Source organism: Amycolatopsis acidicola, assembly GCF_007713735.2.
GTDB classification, from domain to species: Bacteria; Actinomycetota; Actinomycetes; order Mycobacteriales; family Pseudonocardiaceae; genus Amycolatopsis_E; species Amycolatopsis_E acidicola.
This window is the reverse complement of the sequence record NZ_VMNW02000017.1, coordinates 75256-97875: the sequence shown is the minus strand read 5'-3', so window position 1 is coordinate 97875 and position 22620 is coordinate 75256. Positions and strand designations below refer to the sequence as shown.

Sequence of the window (22620 nt, the reverse complement as noted above, 5' to 3'; positions counted from 1 at the left end):
GCCACGCTTTGCCGGGATACGGGCTTGGGACGGTAGTTCCAAGCCTCAGGACGGGTGTCCTGAGGTGGTGGTGACGCGGCGGCTGCTCTGGAACCCGAGCGAGCTGGGACTGGCGAGGGCCGCAGGCCGAAGAGGCCCGGCCTGCCGGAGGCCTTCACCAAGGCCTTGATTTCCGCCCCGGAAAATTCATCGCCTCCGTACCGATGAATTAGCGGTCCGTGTCCGGTCTGTACTTCTGACGTGGGAGAAGGGAATCCTTATGACCATGACGATGACAGAACGGCCGGCGGACGAGGATTTCCTCCGTCAGGCCGACCCCTTCAGACGCGAACTGCTCGCGCACTGTTACCGGATGCTCGGTTCGGTGCACGATGCCGAGGACCTGGTGCAGGAGACCTACATCCGGGCCTGGAAGTCCTACGAGCGCTTCGAGGGCCGCTCCTCGTTGCGCACCTGGCTGTACCGGATCGCCACCCGGGTCTGTCTCACCGCGCTCGAGAACCGGGGCAAGCGCCCGCTGCCGACGGGGCTGGGCAACCCGGGCTCGCAGGCCGGCGACGAGCTGGTCGAGCAGCCCGAGGTGCCGTGGCTGGAGCCGGTGCCGGACGCGATGGTCGGCGCGGATCGCGCGGATCCGGCCTCGATCGTCACCTCCCGCGAAACCATCCGGCTGGCGCTGATCGCCGCGCTGCAGAACCTTCCGCCGCGGCAGCGTGCCGTGCTGATCCTGCGAGACGTCCTGCAGTGGCGCGCCGCCGAAGTCGCGGAGGTGCTCAACACGACCACCACCGCGGTCAACAGCATCCTGCAGCGGGCGCGCACCCAGCTGGAGCAGGCGACCCCGCGCGAGGACGAGGTGGTCGAGCCCACCGCCGCGGACCAGCGCGAGCTGCTGGAGAAGTTCGTGGCCGTGTTCGAGGCCAAGGACGTCAACGCGATGGTCGACCTGTTCACGAAGGACGCCATCTGGGAGATGCCGCCGTTCGTCGGCTGGTACCAGGGCAACGAGAACATCGCGCGGCTCATCGACGTCCAATGCCCGGCGCAGGGGCCCGGCGACATGCACCTCATCCCGATCGAGGCGAACGGCCAGCCCGGCTTCGGCCTGTACATGAAGGCGGGAGACGTCTACGTGCCGTTCAACATGCCGATCCTGACGATCTCGGGCGACCGGATCACGCACGTGTCGTGCTTCTTCGACACCAGCCTGTTCGCGAAGTTCGGACTGCCGGAGAGCGTTCCCGCCAAATGATCGAAGACGGCGCGGCGGCGCTCCTGGGTGGGATCGGCCTGCTGGAACGCGCGGTGAACTACACCTTCGGCAGCCTGCATCTCGTCCGGCAGGAGCACCTGCCGCGTCCGACGCCCTGCCGGGGCTGGGACCTGGCGACCCTGCTGGGGCACCTGAACGACTCCCTTCTCGCGTTGTACGAAGCCGCCGACATCGGGCGCGTCGACCTGGTCGCGCCCGATGCCGAAGGCGGCGACCCGATGGACACCCTCCGCGCCCGCGCCCGGCTGCTGCTCGGCGCGTGGACGGATGGCCCGGAAAGCGTGTCTGTCGGCGGAAATCCCCTGGCCACGAGCATCCTCACCAGCGCGGGCGCGGTCGAGATCGCCGTGCACGGCTGGGATATCGCGCAGGCCTGCGGCCATCCCCGGCCGTTGCCGGACAGACTCGCCGAGGAGCTGCTGGAGTTGGCGCCCCTCTTTCTCGTCGACGCCGACCGTCCCGGCCGCTTCGACCCGCCCTTGCCCGTGCGGCCGACCGCGGACGCGAGCGCGCGGCTCCTGGCGTTCACCGGCCGCCGGGCGACTTAGCACCGGCTGTCAACCAAATTGTTGACAATATTGGCGGGTATCTTCTACGGTCGTGGCAGAGCTTCGAGGTAGGGAGATGTCTGCGATGACTGTGACGGTGGTGCCGGTATGAAGAACGTGATCGTCACCGATCCTCCGCGGGCCGAGATCGAAAAGGTCGACAAGCTGGCCGGGTACGGCGTCGCCACGGTGCACGAAGCGTTGGGGCGCACCGGTTTCCTCGGCCCTCAGCTGCGGCCGGTGCACCTCGGTTCCCGGATCGGCGGCACCGCGGTCACCGTCGTGAGCTGGCCGGGGGACAACCTGATGATCCACGCGGCCGTCGAGCAGTGCCGGCCCGGTGACGTGCTCGTCGTGACCACCACGTCCCCCAGCACGGACGGCATGTTCGGCGAGCTGTTCGCCACCGCGCTGCAGGTGCGCGGCGTGCGCGGGCTCGTCACGGCGGCTGGTGTCCGCGACGTCGCGGAGCTGCACGAGATGGGCTTCCCCGTGTGGTCCGCGGCGGTCAGCGCGCAGGGCACGGTCAAGGCGACCGCGGGTGCCGTGAACGTCCCGGTGACCATCGGCGGCCAGCTGGTCCGCCCCGGCGACGCGATCCTCGCCGACGACGACGGCGTGATGGTCGTGCCGCGGGGGGACGTGGACCGCGGTCTGGAGAAGTCCCAGGCGCGCCTGGAGAAGGAGGAGGCCACCCGCGCGGCGTTCCGTGAGGGCGAGCTGGGCCTCGACAGGTACGGCCTGCGCGAAAAGCTCGCCGAGCTCGGCGTCGAGTACGTGACGGCGGAGGAGTACGGGCTGTGAACGGGGTGCGCTGCCTGATGATGCGCGGCGGCACCTCCAAGGGTGCGTACTTCCTCGCCGAGGACCTGCCCGCGGATCCGGCCGAGCGCGACGAGCTGTTGCTGCGCATCATGGGCAGTCCGGACCCGCGCCAGATCGACGGCATCGGGGGCGCGCATCCGCTGACCTCCAAGGTCGCCGTCGTGTCGCGTTCGGACCGTCCGGAGTCCGATGTGGACTATCTGTTCCTGCAACTCGGTGTCGGCGAGGCCACCGTGTCCACGCGCCAGAACTGCGGGAACATCCTGGCCGGGATCGGGCCGTTCGCGGTGGAACGCGGCCTGGTCGAGCCCGGCGGCGAAACCACGAGCGTGCGGATCTACCAGGTCAACTCGGACGCGGTGGCGACCGCGACCTTCGAAACCCCCGGCGGTGTCGTGAACTACGACGGGGACACGGCCATCTCCGGTGTTCCCGGCACGGCCGCGCCGATCACCCTCGACTTCACCGGTACCGAGGGTTCGTCGACCGGAAGCCTGTTGCCCACGGGCAACCTGCGCGACGTGATCGACGGCGTCGAGGTCACCTGCATCGACAACGGGATGCCGGTGGTCGTGGTGGCGGCCGGGGATTTCGGGCTCACCGGGTACGAAACCCTCGACGAGCTCAAGGATCCCGCGCTCGTCGAACGCGTGCAGTCGTTGCGGCTGCAGGCCGGGAAGCTGATGGGGCTCGGCGACGTCGACGGCGCGTCGATCCCGAAGACCACGTTCGTCGCCGCGCCGCGCGACGGCGGGACGCTGTGCACCCGCACGTACATTCCGCTCGAACCGCACACGTCCATCGGTGTGCTCGGCGCGGTAACCGTTGGTACGGCGGCATTGCTGGACGGCGCGGTCGGGCACGACCTGGCGCGGCCGTCCGGGAACCGGCTCGACATCGAGCACCCGACCGGCCACCTCGAGGTCGAAGTCGAGCTCGACGGAGCGCGGGTGCGCCGCGCCGGCGTGGTGCGCACCGCGCGGAAACTGTTCGACGGCACTGTTTTTCCCCGTAGCTAGGAGGATCGATGACGAGCCTGCTGCACGATGTCGCCCACATCGGGCACGTTGAGCTGCTCACCCCCGAGCCCGAGAAGAGCCTGTGGTTCTTCACGCATGTCATGGGCCTGACCGAAAACGGCCGCGACGGGGATTCGGTGTACCTGCGCACGTGGGACGATTACGAGCACCACAGCCTGAAACTGACCGGCTCGCACACTTCCGGGATCCGGCGCACCGCGCTGCGCGCGTCGAGCCAGGAGGCTTTGGACCGCCGGGTCAAGGCGATCGACGCGGCGGGCCGCGGCATCGGCTGGATCGATGGCGACGCCGGGATCGGCCCCACCTACCTGTTCACCGATCCCGACGGGCACGAATACGAGCTGTACTGGGAAAGTGAGCGGTACGACCCGCCCGAGGAGCTGCGGCCCGCGCTGAAGAACCAGGCGCAGGCGTACCCCGGCCGCGGCGTGTGCGTGCGCCGGCTCGACCACGTGAACTTCCTCGCCGCGGACGTGGAACCCAACGGCAACTTCGTCCGCGACCTGCTGGGCGCGCGGGCCACCGAGCAGATTCGGTTGGACAACGGCAATCTGGGCGCGCAGTGGCTCCACTTCGGACAGAAGTCCTACGACATCGTCTACACGAGCGACTGGACCGGCAGCAACGGGCGGCTGCACCACATCGCCTTCGCGACCGACACGCGTGAAGACATCCTGCGGGCGGCGGACATTTTCCTGGAGAACGGTGTCTTCATCGAGACGGGGCCGCACAAGCACGCGATCCAGCAGACGTTCTTCCTGTACGTCTATGAGCCCGGCGGCAACCGGATCGAACTGTGCAACCCGGTGGCGCGGCTGATCCTCGCGCCGGACTGGGAAACCGTCACCTGGACCGAAGCCGAGCGCGCGAAGGGCCAGGCGTGGGGCCTGAAGACGATCGAGTCCTTCCACACCCACGGCACCCCACCGGTCCCGGCCCCCTGACACTCCGGCATCCGGGTGACGAACATTCGGCATCCGAGTGTTCGTCCCCGGACGCGGTTTCCTTCGTGCACGGGTTCACGCCAAGGTCGACGGCTGAAGTCGATCGATGCTGGGGTGAGCTTTTGTGCGGTACGACCCGAATCAACCCAGAGACTCGCGCGGAAGGTGGACAAAGGCGACGGGCGGCGCTCTCGGGGCCGCGTTGGTCGCCAGTTTTGTCGCATTCGGCAGTAGTGGGGATGTCGTGACGTCGGTCGGCGCCGGTCTGGATACGGCGACCGGTGCGGACAGCGCCGCCGCCCGCACGGCGCGCGGCAAGACCGAGGCGAAGAAGGGCGATGAAACCCAGGCCTGGCAACGGATGTCGCTGAAGGAGATCGAGCGCGTGGTCAAACAGGACCTGCGTTGTGGGGTGCAGTCGTATGGTCAGGTGCAGCAGTTCTTCCTGAGCCATCCCTGCACCGATCTCGATCAGTTGCTGTTCGCGGTGAGCGATGACAACGGCGCCGTGATCGTCGGTTCCGTGGTGTGGGTGAAAATGCCGTCCGCGACCTCGGCCGCCGAACTGAAGAAGGTCGAAGATTCGTACGGCTCAGGCGACGTACGGCCTTTCGGCAGCGAGGTACTCGGACTGGGCGGCGTGCATTTCACGGGCCAGCACTATCGCTCGCGCTTGGACGGTTCGCTCTTCGTCATCACCGAGACGGAGGCCCTCCGGGGGCGCCCCTCCGATGATCAGCTCGACGACGTCGCGGCAGTGGCCGATGTGTTGCCCCCACCGTGAGTGCGCCCGGAGAGACTCGAACTCTCACTGGCACGGACCTAAACCGTGTGCCTCTGCCAATTGGGCTACGGGCGCGACGCCTGCCAGCCTAGCGTCCGGACCACACCGGGTTTCCGGCGTGGCCGGTACGCCCGGCCCATGGCGGTGATTTACGGTGGTGCCCTGTCAAGCTGAGGAGGACTGGTGGCCCGCGACCCCGACACCATCGAGCGTGAGATCGAGCAGGCCCGCGACGCGCTGGCTTCGACTCTGGACCAGCTCGGCGAGAAGGCCAACCCGAAGAAGCTGGCCGACTCCGCCAAGACCAGTGCGCTGGCGAAGCTCGAGGACCCCAAGGTGAAGTTCCCGCTCATCGGTGCCGGCGTACTGATCGTCGCGCTGCTGGTGCGCAAGCTGTTCCGCTGAGGTCAGCTACGGGCGGACGGGACCGTGGCCTTGGCCACGGTCACCGAGCCCGACGCGGCAGGCAGTTTCGCGCTCTCCATTGCGTCCCCGATGTCAGCGGTCAGCTTCGCTTTCCTGGCCGCCTTGTTCTTGGGTTTTCCCGCCGACTCGTCCTTCTGCTGCTCCGGCACGGCCTCACCCGACTCCGCCTTCTCGTCGGCGTCCTGCGCGGGCACCTCGAGCGGGGCCATCTCCGGCCTGGTCAGTCGCGCCGTCATGTAAGCCGCGGTGAACTCCAGCGCGCTCCCGTTGAGCAGGTGCACGACGGTCGCCCCCTTCGCCGTCGCCCCCAGTTCGTCCACGAGCTGGTCCACGCTGTCACGCGCTGCGATGATGCCCGGCGCGTGCCGCTTCAGCGTCTTGTCCCCACCCGAGACCGTGACGCTCCAGTCGTCGTCCTGCTGAACGTAAATGGCCGTGATCGGTTCCGCCATTGTCTCCACACCCCTGCCACTGGCTGCTGTTCCGCTGCTGAGAGCGGGTTACCGCCGTTCCGTGACGCCGATCGCTCTCACCCGATCAGGCGCACCTGAGCCGCCGTTCGCCGAACTTTTTGTCGACCTCTATCGATACCCCAATACGACTCTGTGTGACAAGCAAACGCACCAAGTGTGCTCAGGGTGACCATTGCAGGTGACGATGCACGTGCATTTGCACGGTTGACGCAAACGAGGTCACTGTGCGCGTTCGCGCAGCCCGGTCCAGAGCACGTCCATTGCGTAATCTGTCGCCCGATCAGGTGTCACTTCGGCATGCCGTTCGCACCACACGGCGAGCCGTTCGCACGCTCCGACGACGAATTCGGCGGTCGCTTCCACCCGCAGGGGGGACCCCACGCCGAAGTATCCCGTCATCAGCTTCGCGATCAGGTCCGTCTGCTGACGCCGGGTCTCCTCGATCTCGTCCGACGCGCCGGTGCCGATCAGCGCCATCTCGTGCCGCAGCAGTGACCACGCCTGCCGCCGCTCGCGGATGTACACGAAAAAGGCTCGCAAACCACGCCTGAGCGCCTCTTCAGCGGACGTGGCGCCCAGGACGGCCTCCTCGGTCGCCTCACGCAGTTCGGCGCGCGACTGGGCGATACAGGCCAGTAACAGCCCTTCCTTGGAATGGAAGTACTCGTAGAGCATCGGCTTCGACACGCCGACCCGTTCCGCGATCTCGTCCATCGACGCGGACACGTACCCCCGCTCGGCGAACACCTCTTCGGCGACCTGAAGCATCTGGCGTTCGCGCTCGGCCCTGGGCATGCGCTTCCGGGGACTGGGGGTGGTGCTCACGGGATTGACTCTACCGGAAGTAACCTACTTCAAGTAAGGTGGACTCGCGGTAACACCTAAGCGGCTCGATGCGGAGGAAGTAATGGGTGAGCGGACCGAGACGGGCGTGATCATCGTCGGCACCGGGTTCTCCGGTCTCGGCATGGCCATCCAGCTGCGTAAACAGGGACGCGAGGACTTCGTGATCCTGGAGAAGGCGCACGAGGTCGGAGGCACCTGGCGCGACAACACCTATCCCGGCTGCGCGTGCGACATCCAGTCGCACATGTACTCGTTCTCGTTCGAGCAGAACCCGAACTGGACGCGTTCGTTCTCCCCGCAGCCCGAGATCTGGGACTACCTGCGCGGGGTCGCGAAGAAGTACGACCTGTACCGGTTCATCCGGTTCGGCCAGGAGATGACCGGCGCGCGCTGGGATTCCGACGAGCACCGCTGGCACGTCGCCACGAGGGGCGGCGACGAGTTCGCGGGCACGCACCTTGTCAACGGCGTGGGCGCGCTGCACCTGCCGCAGACTCCCGACCTCAAGGGCATCGAGAACTTCGAGGGCGAGAAGTTCCACTCGGCGCGCTGGAACCACGACTACGACCTGCGCGGCAAGCGCGTCGCGGTGGTGGGCACCGGCGCGAGCGCGATCCAGTTCGTCCCGGCCATCGCGCCCGACGTCGAGCGGCTCACCCTGTTCCAGCGCACCCCGCCGTGGGTCATGCCGAAGCCGGACCACGCCATGCCGGAGTGGGCGAAGAACCTGTTCGACAAGGTGCCGGGCGTCCAGCGCGCCTACCGCAGCCTGCTGTACTGGATGCTCGAGGCCCGCGCGGTCGGGTTCAACGGGCATCCCGGCGTGATGAAGATCGGCCAGCTGCTGGCCAAGTCCAACATCGACCGCGCCGTCTCCGACCCGGAGCTGCGCGCCAAGCTCACCCCGGACTACGTGATGGGCTGCAAGCGCGTGCTGATCTCCAACGACTACTACCCGGCGCTGGCCAGGGACAACGTGGACGTGGTCACCGACGGCGTCGCCGAGGTCAAGGCGCACAGCATCGTGGACACCGCGGGCGTGGAGCACGAGGTGGACGCGATCATCTTCGGCACCGGCTTCCACGTCACCGACGCCTTCGACAACCTGGACATCATCGGCGAGGACGGCCGGAACCTGTCCAAGGAATGGGCCGGCGAGGGGATGCAGACGCACCTCGGCATCACGGTCGCCGGTTTCCCGAACCTGTTCTTCCTGCTCGGGCCGAACACCGGCCTCGGGCACAACTCGGTCGTCTTCATGATCGAGTCGCAGATCCGCTACATCGCCGAAGCGATCCGGCTGGTCGAGGAAAAGGACGCACACGCGCTGGTCCCGCGGACCGACGTGCAGACGAGGTTCAACGACGAGATCCAGCGCAAGCTCAACAAGGGCGTCTGGACCCAGGGTGGCTGCCAGAGCTGGTATCTCGACAGCAAGGGCGTGAACCGGACGGTCTGGCCCGGCTTCACCTGGCGGTACTGGCTGAACACCCGCAAGCTGCGCCCCGCCGACTTCGAACTAATCGGCAGCGCAGGCAACAAGTAGCGCCTGAGCCGGCGGGGCGAGCGGGGCCTTATCCGCCCCCGCCGGGATCCAGGCTCCCGGCGGCGGGCGCGGCCATCGATCGCAGTCTGGTCAGCAGATCCGCGACCTCGAGTCCGCACAGCTCGGCCATCCGCTCGAGGGCGGGCCGGTCGAGCTGAACTTCCGTCGTGCCGGTGGCCTGTCGCATCCGGCCGTCGGCCCATCTCCGCAGCGGCAGTAGTTCGTGCTGCCGGTCCGCGACGATCCGTGCCAGGTCGAGCCGGACTTTCCCCGGCTCGTCGGTGAAGACCCGCCGGTGCACTCTCGCCAGCAGATCCTGAGGTAGTTCGTCCATCGCCAGGCACAACTCAACGAGACGCACGACCGAGCACTGGCGGGTGCCGAGCTCGTAGGTCGCCAGCGTCTGCAGCGAGATGTCGCTCTGCAGGTGCTGGTTCAGCTCCTTGCGCGTCCAGCCACGCCGCCGGCGCAGCTTCCTGAGTTCCTCCCCGAGAACCCGTTGATAGACATCACTGTCGATGAGCACTCCTAGTCCCCTGCCTTGACCCTCGGTAGTACCGCACCCCTGCGCCGGTACTTCCGGTCGAACCCGAGCGGTGTCCACGCGTATGTAAGTCGCTGAGGGGCCCGCTCTTACGTCACTTCGGCCGAGTCGTTGGAGTTGATTCCCGGATTAGGCCGTTTGGGCTAACGCCGGTGGGCTGAACAGAGCAGGGTCAGTTCACGCAAGTGATGCCATCGGCGGTGATCGCCTGGTCATCGGTGGCCGGGGCCTGCGCGCTGGTGCTCGACGCGGCGGAAGACTGCGCGGCGGGCGCGACGTTTTCCGAGGTCGGCGGGCTGTAGTCGCTGCCGACCACCACGACCACGTGTCCGCTGGGCACCGAGGTGTCCTGCTCCAGCGTCGGTTTCGAGCCGAGCGCGGTGGCCACGCTCTGCGCGGCTTCCTTCGCGCCGGCCGGGTACCGGACGGTGGTGTGGCTGGTGCGCCCGGTCGCGTTGCCCGTCTCGCCCCCGGTGAAACCCTGCGCGGTCAGCGTCTGCGAAACGGTCGCCGCCAGGCCTTCCTTCGACGTTCCGTTGTGGACGTCCACGGTGGTGCCGGCGTTGGGGCTGGTGGTCGGTGCCGCGGCCTGCGCCGCCGGCGGCGGACCGGTCAGGCCCTGCACGAACTGGTGCACCTGGCTCGGGTCCACCTTGATCGCGCTGCCGTCCTCCGGCGTGCTGTAGTCCATGTTGACCACGGGGATGGTCTGGAACTGCAGCTGCCCGCCGGTGAGGTTCTTCATCTGCTGGGCGAACGCGAGGATGTCCCAGCCCTGGTTGAGCACCACCGATTTCTTGATGGCGGCGGTGAGCGAGCTGAGCTTGCCGGGGTCGGTCAGCGTCCCGGTGGAGAGCACCTTCTGCGCCATGCCCGCCATGAAGACCTGCTGGCGCACGACCCGGTCGAGGTCGCCGCGCGGCAGCCCGTGCCGCTGCCGGACGAACTCAAGCGCTTCGACCCCGGAGATCGTGTGCTTGCCCTTGGTGAACTTCGCGCCGGAGTAGCTGTCGTCGACGTTGTCCTTCAGGCAGACGTCGACGCCGCCGATGGCCTTGGTGATGTCGGAGAAGCCGAGCAGGTTGACCGAGGCGTAGTTGTCGATCGACGAGCCGGTGAGCTGCTGCACCGTCGCGATCAGCGTCTTCGCCCCGGCCTGGCTGCTCTTGAGCTCGATGTCCTTGGCGTCGGTGTCGCCCTCGCTCTGCAGTTTCGAGCGCTCGGCGGCCTTGGCCCGCGCGTACGCCGAGTTGATCTTGTGCTGGCCGAACCCGGGGATGTTCACGTACGAGTCGCGCGGCAGCGAGATCGCGACGGCTTTGCTCCCGTCGTTCGGGATGTGCACCATGATCAGCGTGTCGGTGTTCTCCTCACCATCGGAGACACCGGCCCGCAGTTCGTTCAGGAGCGATTCGGGCAGCGGGTTGCCCTGCGCGTCGACCCGGCTGTCCATGCCGACCAGCAGGATGTCCCTCGCGCCGTCGGCAGGCTGGTCCGCGCTGATCACGTCGGTGGTGGTCAGGCCGTCGACCAGACCCCGCATCGCGGCCCACGCGTAACCGGTCAGGCTCACCACGAGCAGCGAGACCACGGCCACCACGATCTTCGCGCCGAACTTGCGCCGGCGCGGAGGCGGCGGGGGAGCGGACGGGCGGCGCCTCGGCGGCGGCCCAGATTTCGGCGGTGGGGCGGACCTGGCTGTCGCCGGGGTCTGCCGTGCCGGCGGACGCTGTCCTCCGGCGGGGCGCCGGGCGGGGCCGACATATCGGGCGTCAGTGGGGCGTCCCTGCCGCGGTGCGGGCCTACGAGGCCCACGCTCGTTTCGCGGCGGATTGTCCACGCCAACGCCTCCTTCCCCGACGGGTGTCCAGACCATTGGACGTGTCAGCCTGTCACCCGGTTGCCGTAGCGTCGCATACCGATCTCCGAATGTGGTTCACAACACTCGTTTAAGTGTTCTGCACCACCGTTCTGGCCGGACGCAAGGTGCTGGCAGCGGCCGCGAGCGCGAAGACGGCGGTGAGCCCGTGCACCGCGATCGTCACCGTGTCCACGTCGTACCCGTCCGCGACGTCCATCAGCGGCGGCACGCAGGCCAGCGCCGTCACCACCCAGGTGCTGGTGGCGCCGCTGAGTCCGACCCGCACCGTGTGCAGCAGGAACACCCCGAGCAGGAGCTGGATCAGGTTCTGGATCGGGTCGAGCGGGAGTCCGAGAACCGATCCGCCTGCGTCTCCGCCGAAGCGGGTCAGGGCGAACCCGAACAGCCCGATGGTGGCGAACCCGGTGCCCAGCACCGTCGCGGCGTGCGCCAGCCAGCCGGTCGGCCGCTGATGGTGCACTACCAGGTACCCCTCCGAGTGCCGTTCGAACCACCAGAAGATGATCAACGCGGGGACCGCGAGCAGCGCCAGTGCCGTCAACGGGCGCGGCCCGGCGAGCCAGGCCAGCGCGTCGGCCGGGTTCACCGGCAGGTAGACCACCGTGACGAGCAACAGCACCGCGGCGAGGAAGCCGAGGTACAAGCTCATCGGAGCGCGCATCGCCAGCCGGACCACGCTGGAGACCACGGGCTGCGTGGTGATCCGGTTCAGCGGTTTCGCGAACAGGCCGAGCAGGCACAGCTGCGCCGCGCCGAGGAAAAGCACCGGCAGCGTCGGCGCGGCGAGCGCGGGCGGCGCTCCCGCGGCGCCCAGCAGATTCGGGTCCACACCGCCGATCGTGACGAGCAGCGCGAGCCCGGCCGCGGCCGTGATCCCGCCGATCACCAGCCGACTCCGTCCGGCGATGCGACCGAACGAGACCTGCTGTGCGAGCAGCGCGAGCCCGAGAGCGCCCGCATAGCGCGGAATTTCCGTACCCAGCCACCCCGCGGACAGTTCCGCCAGCACCACGAATGCCAGCAGTCCCACCGTGCTCGCCGCGGCGGCGCGGCGATGGAGCGCGAGCATCACCGGCGCCGCGACCATCGTCAACAGGTAGACAGCCAGCAGCCACAACGGATGCAGCGCTATCCGGACGATCGTCGCGTTCGTACTGTCCGGAATTCCCAGCAGTTCGAGCGCCAACGGCACCACGAGCGTCACCACGACGAAGATCAGCGCGGGCCGCAACAGCCAGCTCGCCCGGTGCGCGAGGTACTGGCGGTAGCCGCCACCGCTGTCGGCCACGGACTCCCAGCCTGCCCTGTTCGCCCGGCCGCCGGCGAAGAAGAAGACCGGCGCCAACTGGGCAAGCCAGGTGAACGGCCACAGCCACGACTCGTCGGCGCCCGCCCAGCGAGCCAGCGAGATCACCGATTCACCGAGGATCAGCAACACCAGGCTCGTCACGCCGAGCGTCACCCAGGACGAAGCGGGCGCGGGCGTGGGCTTCGGCTCGAGTTTGCGGGCCGGGCGCTCGCGGCGCGTACGCAGCCAGCCGCGTAACCGGAACACCAGCAGACAGCCGATCACGGCGACGCCCGCCAGCATCGGGCCGATCGGGTCGCCGACCGGCGGACCCCAGCGCTGGTGCCAGGAGTTGACCTTCAAACCCGCCGCGTACATGGACGCCACCGCCTGGCACAACCGCGGCGAGCCCATGGGATTGATGTCACAGGTGTGGTGCATGTCGTCGGACAGGCGCGCGTCGAGCGAGGCGCGCACCTCCGGGCCGAGCGGGTGGCCGACCTTGTCCGCGTAGCGCAACAGGTCGTAGCCGAGGTCGTGCGCCTTGCACGGGACCGCGTAGTCCCATTTGGTGTTGTCGTCGCCCCAAGGAGTCGAACAACCACCGTCCACGTGGACCGCGCGCATTGTTCCGTCGAGTGCGGGCATCGCGCCCGGTTTCACCCCGGTGACCTGGGTGAAGTCCGCGGGCAGCAGGTTCAGTGCGAGCGGTTGCGAGCCGGGGTGGGTCAACGCGTCGATCGCGCGTTCTGCCGCGGCGGCGCCGCCGGTGGGCGGGCCCTGATCGGCGGGAGTCGCCGCGCGCGACGCGACGAAACCGAATCCGACGAGTGCGAAGGTCAGCACGAGCAGCCAGGCCGAGGTGGACAAGGGCCGCCGCAGGCGCGGGGTCTCGGCTGGGGCGATCATGAACTCCAGGGTGGCAGGATCAACGGCATTCCAACACCGGGAAAACCCCCGGGCCGGTCCGCCACCCTAGTGGTTCACGGAGCGGTGCTCGGCCACCCGCACCTGGTTCCGGCCGCCTTCCTTGGCTTCGTACACCGCGGCGTCGGCCGCTTGCATGAGTTTCTCCAGGGAGTCGCCGTGCGCGGGGAAGACCGCGACGCCGATCGACGCCGTCCGGTCCGACACCGTCGTCTGGTCGCCGCGCTTGTCGGTGGTGACGATCCGTAGTTCCGCGACCGCCGACCGGATGCGCTCCGCGGCACCCGTCGCGGTCGCCTGGTCGGTGTCGGGCAGGAGCACGAGGAACTCCTCGCCGCCGAACCGGCCGACGACGTCCGAAGGGCGGGTCACTTCATCCAGCAGTTGCGCGAGGTTCCGCAGGACGTCATCCCCGGCGGGATGGCCGTAGGTGTCGTTGATCCACTTGAAGTGGTCGAGGTCGATCATCAGGATGCCGAGCCCGTCCTCGGACTTCGTGGCCCGGTTCAGCGCCCGTTCCGCCGACTCCGTCCAGCCGCGCATGTTGTACACCTGCGTCTTGGGATCGGTGCGCACGTCGTCCTGGAGCTGATCGAGCTCCGCGAGCCGGTTGAACACCACCGTCACCACGGCCATGATCGCGACCGTCGGCGGCAGCACGACGAGCAGGATCGCCGTGATGGCACCGAGTCCGACCGTGATCGCTTCGAGCAGGTTGTCCGCTTTGCTGCCGAGTACGGTCTGCACGCTCGGTTTGCCGGCGAGGCTGAGAATGCTGCCCACGTAAAGGATCTGGACCGCTTCGTAGACCAGTCCGACCAGGACGAGCTTGCCGAATTCGCCCAGCGAGCCCAGGACGGACAATGCCTCCCAATGCTGCCCGCCCAAAGCCACGAACACGGTGTGCGCCACCGTGGCCGCCAGCATGTGCGTGATCGAGGAGAACACGAAGTTGTGCGCCGGGCGCCGGGCGACGAACCAGTGCTGCGCGCGAATCAGCAGAACCAGTAGTACGGTCAGCGGCGCCGGAAGAATAATCGCGGCGGGAAACACCCAGACCGCGGTGAGGTCGATCAGCACTGTCCGAACGCGATTCCGTCGACGTTCTTCCTGGCGCCGGGTGAGCTGGATGTGCACCGTCGCGCCGACCGTGAGAATCGCGAACCGCAACCAATCGAGAGGTGCCAGAACGGGCGAGTTCGCGATTGCCGCCGCGAACCAGACAATGGCCACCAGTTCCGCGACGATCAGGAATGCGATGAATCCCTTCGGCCGCCGCCACAAAGCCCAATTGCGCGGGCTTAATGAGCGGCGAGTGCCCGAAGAATCACTCGACGTGTCCGAACGCGGGTTCGTGGCCTTGATTTGGCCGGAGCCGTTCGGACGCGGACCCTCCTGTCCGGCCTGCTCGCCGGGGAGCGTGTGCGATCCCCGCCTGGAGGGGGGCGGTCCCACTGGGTCACCTTCTCTCGACGAGCCCGGCCACGGCGGGGTAACTTTGCTGTGCCCGGAAGGACGCCGGGCACTTTCCTTCGACAGGTATCATCCCACCGCATACGAAGTGGCGTGCACGCGAGGACCTCGCCCATGCCGGCGCTTCGCAGCTCCCTTGCGAGCACCGATTGGAGGTGTTCTTCTTGACCAACCGTGACTTCTGATCCTGGTGGCTGGTTGATGTTCGATTGTTTGCGTGGTGCGTGGAGGTGGACCTCGGTGTCGAACCGTGACTTCTGAAAGCCGTCCCTTGAATCTTGTTCGTTTCGCTACCGCGGGAGAGGTGTACTCCGTGTCCAACCGCGACTTCTGAGCCGGCGAGTCGGTAAGTGGAAGTTTGTTTCGTCGGGAAAACTGGAGGTGACTGGTTGTGGCAAACCGCGACTTCTGATGAGGATCGGCGGGCGACCCGGCGGCGTTACTCATATCGCAGAGGTGGTTTCGGCAGCGGTTCGTTGCAGACGGGCCCAGGAGACCGCCAGCGGTATTCCGAGCACCACCCCGGCCGCGCCCGCGATGACGATGGCACCGGTGGCCGAACCGAGCAGCTGTGCCACGACACCGCCGATCGCGACGCCGACGCCCTGCGCGACCCGTAGCCCGGTGCGGTACAAACCACCCGCACCGCCGCGCAGTTCGTTGGGAACCCACGTGATGAACGAAGCGCCCACCGTGACGATGTAGGCACCGGCCGCACCCGCGGCCGCCAGTGCGACCAGGGCAAGCACGAGATCCGGTCGCACGGAGAACACCAGCAGAATCGCCGTCGGCAGTATCGCCAGCACGCCCAGCGCGCGTTTGCGCGCTTCCGCGGAGACGTAGCGCGACATCAGGAAAACCCCGATGACGAAGCCGAGCGGATCCGCGGCGAGGAGCCAGCCCACCGCCTGATCGGGGGCGCCGATCTCCTGCACCAGCGGGGCCACGAGCCCCTCCGGTACGACGGCGAGGCCGACGAGCCAGGAAAAGCCGAGCAGGACGCGCAGCCGCGGCTGCGTCGCGACCCAGCGGATCGCGCCGAACCAGCTGCCCTGCCCGCCGTCGGCGGCGGGTCGTGGTTTCACCCAGCGGTGCAGCGCCACCGCGCTGACGGCGAAAGTCGCGGCGTCGATGGCCAGCGCGAGCGAAGGCCCCGCCGTGGTCACGAGCAGGCCACCGCCGGCCAGTCCCAGCAGCATCGCCGTGTTCGTGGTGATGCCACGGATGTCCTGGCTGCGCAGGTACAGCTCGTCGTCGACGAAGATCTCCCTGGTCAGCGCGTTCTGCGCCGCATTGGCGGGCGCGCCGGCCAGCCGTCCGCAGACCACGAGCACACACAACGGCACCAGCGGCATCCCCGGTATCGCCATCACGCCGACGAAACCCGCCTGCACCGCGGCGGTGACGACCAGCACCGTCCGCCTGGGGTACCGGTCCGCCAGCTGCGAGAGGCCCAGCCCGCCGGCCAGCGCCGGCAGGAAGGTCAGGGCGTAGGCCACGGCCGACCACAGCGCGGATCCGGTGCGGTGATAAACCAGCAGGGCCAGCGCCACGGTGGTGAGCTGGTCGCCGAGGGTGGACTGTGCCTCCGCGAGCCACACCGTGCGGAACTCCCCGTTGGCCAGGGCAGCACGCATCGATGGCCGGGCCTCAGTCCTCACCATCCGTCCCTACTCCCCCCTACCGGGTGAACGCACCGCGTCCACGCATTCTGTCGTCTGCCGTGGGGTACCGGGTATGGGCACTCACCCAACCGACAGGAAAGACAACAGTCAGTATGCCGCTTACAGCCCGGAAGCGAACAGTCACAGCACGACGGTAGCCCGGGTTTGGGCCCATCCGGTGGTAAAAGCAACGGTTCGGGCTACGACGAACGGCGGATACCGGGAGTGCCGCTGACCGGTCGGAGAGTATGTCCCACTGGTCATCGCTCACTCGTTCGGCGCAACGAGCTGACCGCTCGTCGTCAGCTCCGTCTCAACGGTGTGGGGAGGGCGAAGACTGGGGCCGAGGCCGGTGGAGCCGAGGACAGGGCTGCGTCGGGGCCGGCCAGTGGGGAGTGGACACGATGAATATGGAGCTGGCGGGCCTGAACGGGCGGGCAGTGGTGGTGACGGGGGCCGGGCGTGGCCTCGGCGAATCGTTCGCGGTGCACCTGGCCCAGGCCGGCTGCCGGGTGGTGGTGAACGATGTCGATCTCGAACTGGCGGAGCGCACCGCCGGCAACATTCGTGCTTACGGCGGTTCCGCTGTCGCCAGTGGACACACCGTGACCGATCCAGCCCAGGCGTCCGCGCTGGTCCAGTTGTGTGTGGACGAGTTCGGCGCGATCGACGGGCTGGTCAACAACGCGGGCCTCAACTACGAGGCGCTGCCGTGGCAGGAGGAGGCCGAACAGGTCCGCGAGCTGGTGGAAGTCAACGTGCTGGGAGTGATGTACACCGGCATCGCCGCCGTCAAGGCTATGCGGGAACAGGGACACGGCGGAGCGATCGTCAATGTCTCTTCCGGAGCGTCGCTCGGCCAGCGCAAGCTCGGCGTTTATTCGGCGAGCAAGGGCGCGGTGGCTTCACTGACCTATTCCTGGGCGCTGGACCTGGAGGAGATCGGGATCAGGGTCAACGCGATCTGCCCGCTCGCGCACACCAGGATGGTCTGGAAATCGGAGCGGTCCCTGCGCAGCTGCCCGCCGGATCGGACGCCGTCCCGGATCGCGCCGCTGGTCCTGTTCCTGCTTTCGGACAATGCCGAGGGAATCACCGGGCAGCTGGTTCGGTGCAACGGACCGCAGCTGCACATCATGGGCCAGCCCTATTTGAAGGCGCCGATACTGGAACGCCAGACCTGGGACACCGAAACCGTGCGGCGCGCGTTCGACGAAGTCTTTTCCGCGCATCTGGAGCCTTATGGTCTGGAGAAGCGCGTCCCGCCCCGGTTGCGCAAGTGGACGGAAAGCACGTCCAGTCCGCTTCGCACCGCCTGACCAACCCCGGACAGCACGGCTTCCGGGTCCGGGGATCGTCCGGAAACCGGCTGTCCGGGGTTGCGGTTATCCGGGTTCGCCTTGTTTGTCAAGGCTGAATTGCGCTGCCTGTGGACAACTCCGGGAACACGGCGTGTTGTCCACAGGCGGCGAAAAAGTTGTGCGGTCGGGGCTCCGTTGTGGCCACGATGGATCTCGTGAACCCCGTCTTGCGTGCTCCCCGCGGCGCCCGGAGCTGTCTTCGTCCTTTGTGGACCCTGCTGGTCCTGGTGGCGGCACAGCTTTTCCAGGCGATGCGGGAATTATTTTTGGTACAGCGCGGCGATCTCCGTGCCGTACCGGTCGTTGATCACGCGGCGCTTGAGCTTCAGCGTCGGGGTCACCTCGCCGGACTCGGGCGTCCACGGCGTGGTCACCACGTGGTAGCGCTTGATCTGTTCCACTCTGGACAGTCGGTTGTTCGCCGCTTCCACGGCGCGCTCGATCTCCTCCCGCACCGCGGGATGGTCGGCGAGCGCCGCGGGGTCGGTTTCGCCGAGGCCCTGCGCGGCGGCCCAGCCGGGCAGGATCTCGTCGTCCAGCACGATCAACGCCGTCACGTACGGCCGGTCGTTGCCGATCGCCACCGCCTGCCCGATCAGGGGGTGCTCCTTGAGCAGGCCTTCGATCGAGGTGGGCGCGATGTTCTTGCCGCCGGAGGTGATGATCAGTTCCTTCTTCCGGTCCGTGATCCGGACGAAGCCATCGGCGTCGATCTCCCCGACGTCGCCGGTCGCGAACCAGCCCTCTTCGTCGGTCGCCGACTGGATCGTCCCGTCTTCCTTGAGATAGCCCAGGAACACGAGCGGCCCGCGCACGAGCAGTTCGCCGTCTTCCGCCACCTTCACCTCGGTGTCCGCCACCGGGCGGCCCACGGTGCCGGCCCGGAAAGCGCTGAGGGAGTTCGACGTGACGGCGCCGCTGGTCTCGGAAAGCCCCCACACCTCCTGGATTTCCAGGCCCAGCCCGGCGACGAAGTAGAGCACCTCGAGCGGGAGGGCGGCGGCGCCGCTGGAGCAGAAGATCAGCTTGTCCAGGCCGAGCATCTGGCGGACGGGGGCGAGTACGGTGCGGTCGGTTTCGGCGATCTGCTCCGCCAGCTCCGGCGGCACTTCCTCGCCCGCGTCGCGCAGTTTGTAGCCGCGTTGCAGGAGTTCGTTCGCCTGCAGCAGTACCGTGCGCCGTTCCTCGGGGGCGGCGGCGAGCATGTTCTTCAAGCCGGCCACCAGTTTTTCCCAGACCCGCGGCACGCCGAAGAAGCCTTCGGGGTGCACCCGGCCGAGCGCGGGCACGATCGTCGTCGCGTCGGCGAGGGTGTGCACGTGTCCGGCGTAGACGATCGGCATGTAGATCGAGATCTCGCGTTCGGCGATGTGCGCCAGCGGCAGGTACGCGATGTTGTTGGTGTGCATGGGGGTGTCGTGCAGCGCATGCACCGCGTAGGCCTCGTGGATCACGTTGTGGTGCGAGAGCACCACGCCCTTGGGCTCGCCGGTGGTGCCGGAGGTGTAGATCATGCAGAGCGGGTCGTCCGGCTGGATGCCGGCGGTCGCCCGGTCCACGGCGCCGGGGTCGGCGGCGAGCAGTTCGGCCCCGCGGGCGCGGAGATCGGCCAGGCTGACGAAACGGTCGTCGCCCGCCGGGATGGCCGTCGTGTCGATCATCACGATCCGCCGCAGCGCGGGCAGGTCGCCGAGCGCCGGTTCCCAGCGCTTCAGCTCGTCCATGCCCTGCAGTACCACCACCGGGGCGGCGCTGTGCCTTGCCACGTAACCGATCTGGTCCGGCGAGAGCGTCGCGTAGGCAGTGCACGAGATGGCGCCGACGTGCGCGGCGGCGAGGTCGGCGATCAGGTGTGCGGGGCTGCTCGGAGCCATGATGAGCATCCGGTCGCGGGGGCCGAGGCCGAGGTCGGCGAGCCCCCGCGACACGGCGGTGACTTCTTCACGCAGTCCGGCCCAGGTCAGTGTGGGCTGGCCCGGATCGTCCAGCGAGCTGAGCGCGGGCAGCTCCCCGTATTCGGAAGCGTTGCGCTGCAACAGTTTTACGATGGTCTGGCCCTTGGCCTGTTCCGCGACGGACAGCTGGGTGGACACCTTTGGCCTCCTGGAGTCGGCACTGGGTTTCCAGCCTATGTGACAGCGGACACAGGCTGGAAGGTTCCGGTCCGGAGAACCCTGGGCTCAGCCCACGATCGGCAGTGGATTGCGCACCGCGGCAGCCACCCCGTCACTCAAGCGGGCCGCGGCGACACGTTCCGCGCTCGGCCTGCCGTAGGAAGTCGTGCGCTGCACCAGCTGACGCCCGAGCGGCTCCACCATCGCTTCGAGATCGCTGATCGTCTTGTAGGAGCCGTTGCCAGCGCCGGCCATCCGGCTGATCGTCTCTTCCATCAGCGTTCCGCCGAGGTCGTTGACGCCACCGTTCAGCACCGCGCGACACGTGTCCTCGCCGAGTTTCACCCACGAGCACTGAATGTTGTCGATCAGACCGTGCAACAGGATGCGCGCGAGCGCGTGCACCGCACGGTTCTCGCGCACCGTCGTGCCCGGGCGGGCGAGGCCCGCCAGGTAGATCGGCGCGTTCTGGTGGATGAACGGCAGCAGCACGAACTCGGTGAACCCGCGTTTCCCGGTCCGTTCCAGCGCCCGGCGCTGCAGCTGCGCGATCAGCTTGATGTGGCCCACCCAGTGCGCCGGCGTGTCCACGTGCCCGTACATCATGGTCGACGTGGTCGGGATGCCGAGCTCGTGCGCGGTGCTGACCACCTCGATCCAGCTGGATGTCGGCAGCTTGCCCTTGGTGAGCACCCAGCGGATGTCGTCGTCGAGGATCTCCGCGGCGGTGCCCGGCAGCGAGTCCACACCGGACTCGTGTGCCTTGGTCAGCCAGTCCCGGATGGACAGATTGGTCCGCGAAGCGCCGTTGACGACCTCCATCGGGCTGTACGAGTGCAGGTGGATGTCCGGCTGCCGCCGCTTGACCTCCTGCGCGAGGTCGAAGTACGCGGTGCCCGGCATGTCCGGGTGGATACCGCCCTGCATGCAGATCTCCGTCGCCCCGGCTTCCCATGCCTGGTCCACCCGGTCGCCCACCTGGGACAGCGAAAGGGTGTAGGCGTCGGCGTCGGTGCGGCGCTGCGCGAAGGCGCAGAACCGGCAGCCGGTGTAGCAGACGTTGGTGAAGTTGATGTTCCGTGTGACCACGAAGGTCACGTCGTCGCCCACCGTTTCCCGGCGCAGCCCGTCCGCGAGTTCGGTGAGCGCGTCGAGTTCGGCGCCGTCGGCGTGGAGCAGAGCGAGAGCGTCCTCATCGGACAGTCCGGCCGGATCCTGCTCGGCGCGGCGCAGCGCGGCCGCGATGTCCGCGTCCATCCGCCGCGGCGCGCTCGGCACCTTCTCCGCGAGTTCGTTCCAGTCGCCGTAGACGGAGTCGAAGTCACTGCGGCGGTCCCCGGTGCGGCCGATGGTGTCCACCTCGACGTGCAGCTCGGTGCGGCCCTGCTCCTGCCAGCCGCCGTCCGGCTCCTGCCATGGGCTGCCCTGTGGGTTCACGTCGTTGGCGAGCCCGGTTTCCGGATCCGCCAGCGCGGCCACGTGCCCGGCCACCCGCGGGTCCAGCCAGGGTTCGCCGGCCAGGATGTACTCCGGATAGATGGCCAGCCGCTCACGCAGCTCGAAGCCCGCGGCCGCGGTCTGCCGGGCCAGCTCGTCGATCTGCGGCCAGGCGCGCTCCGGGTTCACGTGGTCCGGGGTGAGCGGGGAAACGCCGCCCCAGTCGTCGATACCGGCCCGCACCATCTGCTCGTACTGCCGGCCGATGAGGTTGGGCGGGGCCTGGATCCGCATCTTCGGGCCGAGCACGAGCCGGGCGACCGCGATCGTGGCGGCCAGCTCCTGGAGGTCGGCGTCGGGGGTGGCGCGCATCTTCGTGTCCGGCTTGGCACGGAAGTTCTGCACGATCACCTCCTGGATGCCGCCGTAGGTCCGCGCCGACTTCCGGATGGCGAACAGGGCGTCCGCGCGTTCCTCGTAGTTCTCGCCGATCCCGATGAGGATCCCGGTGGTGAACGGCACCGAGTTGCGCCCAGCGTCCTCGAGCACGCGCAGCCGGACGGCCGGGTCCTTGTCCGGCGAGCCGTAATGCGGTCCGCCGCGCTCGCTCCACAGCCGGGTCGCCGTGGTCTCCAGCATCATCCCCATCGACGGGGAGACCGGCTTGAGCCGCTGGAGGTCCTGCCAGGTCAGCACACCCGGGTTCAGGTGCGGGAGCAGTCCGGTCTCTTCCAGCACCAGAATCGACATGGCGCGCACGTAGGAGAGCGTGTCGTCGTAGCCGTGGGCGTCGAGCCATTCGCGCGCGGCCTTCCACCTGTCCTCGGGACGGTCGCCGAGCGTGAACAGCGCTTCCTTGCAGCCCATCGCCGCGCCCTCCCGGGCGATCGCCAGCACCTCGTCCGGCGAAAGGAAAGGCGCGTCCACCTTGCCGGGAACGGTGGCGAAGGTGCAGTAGCCGCAACGGTCGCGGCACAGCCGGGTGAGTGGGATGAACACCTTGCGGCTGTAGGTGATCACGCCTTCCCTGCCGACCGCGGCGAGGCCGGCGTCGCGGATACGGGAAGCGTGCTCGGAAAGCGTGTCGAGATCTTCGTCGCGGGCGTGCAGCAGGACGGTCGCCTCGGCGATGTCCAGCGCCTTGCCGTCGCGTGCGCGGGCCAGCGCGCGGCGCATCGCGGAGGCTGTCGGACGGTCCTGCTGATCAGCGGAAGCCATGCAGCAA

The 22620-nt window shown here is 68.1% G+C and carries 18 protein-coding genes and 1 tRNA gene; 9 read left to right on the top strand and 10 right to left on the bottom strand.

Annotated features, from left to right (window positions below; translation table 11 throughout):
• The first annotated feature begins 265 nt into the window (after positions 1-265).
• The 6 genes from FPZ12_RS14615 to FPZ12_RS14590 all read left to right on the top strand — a co-directional run bounded on the left by FPZ12_RS14615 (position 266) and on the right by FPZ12_RS14590 (position 5414).
• Positions 266-1252 carry a sigma-70 family RNA polymerase sigma factor gene (locus FPZ12_RS14615; protein WP_341771221.1) on the top strand — a complete coding sequence of 329 codons (987 nt, stop codon included), beginning with the start codon at positions 266-268 and terminating at the stop codon, positions 1250-1252.
• On the top strand, positions 1249-1821 hold the full coding sequence (locus FPZ12_RS14610) for a TIGR03086 family metal-binding protein (protein WP_144748380.1): 573 nt from the start codon (positions 1249-1251) through the stop codon (positions 1819-1821). The genes FPZ12_RS14615 and FPZ12_RS14610 overlap by 4 nt, the downstream gene beginning before the upstream one ends.
• Before the next feature lie 108 nt (positions 1822-1929).
• Complete coding sequence (locus FPZ12_RS14605) at positions 1930-2625, top strand: 4-carboxy-4-hydroxy-2-oxoadipate aldolase/oxaloacetate decarboxylase (protein WP_144748379.1); 696 nt, start codon at positions 1930-1932, stop codon at positions 2623-2625.
• Positions 2622-3665, top strand: coding sequence for a 4-oxalomesaconate tautomerase (locus FPZ12_RS14600; protein WP_243769845.1), 1044 nt, complete (start codon positions 2622-2624; stop codon positions 3663-3665). Before FPZ12_RS14605 ends, FPZ12_RS14600 begins: the two co-directional genes overlap by 4 nt.
• 8 nt (positions 3666-3673) lie before the next feature.
• Complete coding sequence (locus FPZ12_RS14595; RefSeq protein WP_144748378.1) at positions 3674-4630, top strand: catechol 2,3-dioxygenase; 957 nt, start codon at positions 3674-3676, stop codon at positions 4628-4630.
• 244 nt (positions 4631-4874) lie between these two features.
• The gene (locus tag FPZ12_RS14590; protein ID WP_243769844.1) at positions 4875-5414 is read left to right on the top strand and encodes a hypothetical protein; all 540 of its coding nucleotides are present in this window, start codon (positions 4875-4877) and stop codon (positions 5412-5414) included.
• Between the two features lies 1 nt (position 5415).
• On the opposite strand, the gene FPZ12_RS14585 is transcribed toward FPZ12_RS14590, so the two are convergent.
• Positions 5416-5489, bottom strand: a tRNA-Leu gene (locus FPZ12_RS14585).
• Positions 5490-5597: 108 nt separating this feature from the next.
• On the opposite strand from FPZ12_RS14585, the gene FPZ12_RS14580 reads away from it, so the two are divergent.
• On the top strand, positions 5598-5819 hold the full coding sequence (locus FPZ12_RS14580; protein ID WP_144748376.1) for a DUF3618 domain-containing protein: 222 nt from the start codon (positions 5598-5600) through the stop codon (positions 5817-5819).
• A gap of 2 nt (positions 5820-5821) precedes the next feature.
• Here the strand turns inward: FPZ12_RS14580 and FPZ12_RS14575 are convergent, their stop codons facing one another.
• Complete coding sequence (locus FPZ12_RS14575) at positions 5822-6292, bottom strand: hypothetical protein (RefSeq protein WP_144748375.1); 471 nt, start codon at positions 6290-6292, stop codon at positions 5822-5824.
• A gap of 240 nt (positions 6293-6532) precedes the next feature.
• Entirely contained in the window at positions 6533-7108 is a 576-nt protein-coding gene (locus FPZ12_RS14570; RefSeq protein ID WP_144748418.1) for a TetR/AcrR family transcriptional regulator, read from the bottom strand.
• Positions 7109-7220: 112 nt separating this feature from the next.
• On the opposite strand from FPZ12_RS14570, the gene FPZ12_RS14565 reads away from it, so the two are divergent.
• Entirely contained in the window at positions 7221-8705 is a 1485-nt protein-coding gene (locus FPZ12_RS14565; RefSeq protein ID WP_144748374.1) for a flavin-containing monooxygenase, read from the top strand.
• Between the two features lie 28 nt (positions 8706-8733).
• Here FPZ12_RS14565 and FPZ12_RS14560 read toward each other — a convergent pair whose 3' ends face one another.
• The 5 genes from FPZ12_RS14560 to FPZ12_RS14540 all read right to left on the bottom strand — a co-directional run bounded on the left by FPZ12_RS14560 (position 8734) and on the right by FPZ12_RS14540 (position 16456).
• A complete protein-coding gene (locus FPZ12_RS14560; RefSeq protein ID WP_144748373.1) occupies positions 8734-9231 on the bottom strand; it encodes a helix-turn-helix domain-containing protein in 498 nt (165 codons plus the stop codon).
• Positions 9232-9421: 190 nt separating this feature from the next.
• Positions 9422-11125: an LCP family protein gene (locus FPZ12_RS14555; protein WP_144748372.1), complete on the bottom strand. Its 1704-nt coding sequence runs from the start codon at positions 11123-11125 to the stop codon at positions 9422-9424.
• Between the two features lie 73 nt (positions 11126-11198).
• Entirely contained in the window at positions 11199-13328 is a 2130-nt protein-coding gene (locus FPZ12_RS14550) for a phospholipase A2 (RefSeq protein ID WP_144748371.1), read from the bottom strand.
• A 66-nt stretch (positions 13329-13394) separates the two neighbouring features.
• Complete coding sequence (locus FPZ12_RS14545) at positions 13395-14630, bottom strand: GGDEF domain-containing protein (RefSeq protein WP_144748370.1); 1236 nt, start codon at positions 14628-14630, stop codon at positions 13395-13397.
• A 632-nt stretch (positions 14631-15262) separates the two neighbouring features.
• Positions 15263-16456 (bottom strand): MFS transporter, encoded by a 1194-nt coding sequence (locus tag FPZ12_RS14540; protein ID WP_144748417.1) that lies wholly within the window; start codon positions 16454-16456, stop codon positions 15263-15265.
• Positions 16457-16887: 431 nt separating this feature from the next.
• On the opposite strand from FPZ12_RS14540, the gene FPZ12_RS14535 reads away from it, so the two are divergent.
• Positions 16888-17802, top strand: a complete 915-nt coding sequence (locus tag FPZ12_RS14535; RefSeq protein ID WP_166462740.1) for an SDR family NAD(P)-dependent oxidoreductase — start codon at positions 16888-16890, stop codon at positions 17800-17802.
• Positions 17803-18104: 302 nt separating this feature from the next.
• Here the strand turns inward: FPZ12_RS14535 and FPZ12_RS14530 are convergent, their stop codons facing one another.
• Together FPZ12_RS14530 and FPZ12_RS14525 are read right to left on the bottom strand one after the other, a co-directional pair.
• Positions 18105-19937, bottom strand: a complete 1833-nt coding sequence (locus FPZ12_RS14530; RefSeq protein WP_144748369.1) for an AMP-dependent synthetase/ligase — start codon at positions 19935-19937, stop codon at positions 18105-18107.
• A gap of 87 nt (positions 19938-20024) precedes the next feature.
• Positions 20025-22613, bottom strand: a complete 2589-nt coding sequence (locus FPZ12_RS14525; protein WP_144748368.1) for a bifunctional FO biosynthesis protein CofGH — start codon at positions 22611-22613, stop codon at positions 20025-20027.
• Between the last annotated feature and the right edge of the window lie 7 nt (positions 22614-22620).

Excerpts from the sequence above, each read along its gene's own strand:
- FPZ12_RS14570 (WP_144748418.1), bottom strand. The coding sequence starts at position 7,108 with ATGCCCAGGGCCGAGCGCGAACGCCAGATGCTTCAGGTCGCCGAAGAG.
- FPZ12_RS14575 (WP_144748375.1), bottom strand. The coding sequence starts at position 6,292 with ATGGCGGAACCGATCACGGCCATTTACGTTCAGCAGGACGACGACTGG.
- FPZ12_RS14565 (WP_144748374.1), top strand. The coding sequence starts at position 7,221 with ATGGGTGAGCGGACCGAGACGGGCGTGATCATCGTCGGCACCGGGTTC.
- FPZ12_RS14525 (WP_144748368.1), bottom strand. The coding sequence starts at position 22,613 with ATGGCTTCCGCTGATCAGCAGGACCGTCCGACAGCCTCCGCGATGCGC.
- FPZ12_RS14535 (WP_166462740.1), top strand. The coding sequence starts at position 16,888 with ATGAATATGGAGCTGGCGGGCCTGAACGGGCGGGCAGTGGTGGTGACG.
- FPZ12_RS14610 (WP_144748380.1), top strand. The coding sequence starts at position 1,249 with ATGATCGAAGACGGCGCGGCGGCGCTCCTGGGTGGGATCGGCCTGCTG.
- FPZ12_RS14615 (WP_341771221.1), top strand. The coding sequence starts at position 266 with ATGACGATGACAGAACGGCCGGCGGACGAGGATTTCCTCCGTCAGGCC.
- FPZ12_RS14550 (WP_144748371.1), bottom strand. The coding sequence starts at position 13,328 with ATGATCGCCCCAGCCGAGACCCCGCGCCTGCGGCGGCCCTTGTCCACC.
- FPZ12_RS14595 (WP_144748378.1), top strand. The coding sequence starts at position 3,674 with ATGACGAGCCTGCTGCACGATGTCGCCCACATCGGGCACGTTGAGCTG.
- FPZ12_RS14540 (WP_144748417.1), bottom strand. The coding sequence starts at position 16,456 with ATGCGTGCTGCCCTGGCCAACGGGGAGTTCCGCACGGTGTGGCTCGCG.
- FPZ12_RS14605 (WP_144748379.1), top strand. The coding sequence starts at position 1,930 with ATGAAGAACGTGATCGTCACCGATCCTCCGCGGGCCGAGATCGAAAAG.
- FPZ12_RS14555 (WP_144748372.1), bottom strand. The coding sequence starts at position 11,125 with ATGGTCTGGACACCCGTCGGGGAAGGAGGCGTTGGCGTGGACAATCCG.